This is a genomic window from Bacillus sp. IS1 (assembly GCF_032461585.1).
In the GTDB taxonomy this organism is placed as follows: domain Bacteria; phylum Bacillota; class Bacilli; order Bacillales; family Bacillaceae; genus Bacillus; species Bacillus velezensis.
Genome location: NZ_JAWCWR010000044.1, coordinates 1 through 257 on the forward strand (window position 1 = coordinate 1; position 257 = coordinate 257).

The 257-nt window shown below is 35.8% G+C and carries 1 protein-coding gene and 1 pseudogene; one reads left to right on the plus strand and one right to left on the minus strand.

Translation table 11 applies throughout. From position 1 onward, the window contains the following. A pseudogene (locus RUW00_RS22890) lies at nucleotides 1–111 on the plus strand (type II toxin-antitoxin system HicB family antitoxin); the annotation flags it as partial. A 15-nt stretch (nucleotides 112–126) separates the two neighbouring features. Here the strand turns inward: RUW00_RS22890 and RUW00_RS22895 are convergent. Further along, the coding region (locus RUW00_RS22895) for a sigma factor-like helix-turn-helix DNA-binding protein (protein ID WP_315956834.1) at nucleotides 127–257 on the minus strand (131 nt) is incomplete at its 5' end.

The following is a 257-nucleotide window of genomic DNA, read 5'->3' on the forward strand; positions in this document are numbered from 1 at the left end:
ACTGTACCTAAATGGCTGGCGGAAGCAGCAGAAAAAGAAGGTGTAAACTTTTCGCAGCTTCTTCAATTTGCATTACGTGAGCGGCTTGGCATTAATAAAAGATCATCATAAAAAAAGACAGCCTGTTTAAGCTAAACAAAAAAGGCTGTCATTTGCTCTATTTTTCATTTTTAAGCGGGATCGTTCAATATTCTTTTGGACGGTTCCTTTTTTTATATTGAGTAAAGCGGCTATTTCTTCAAAAGACATATTTTGCA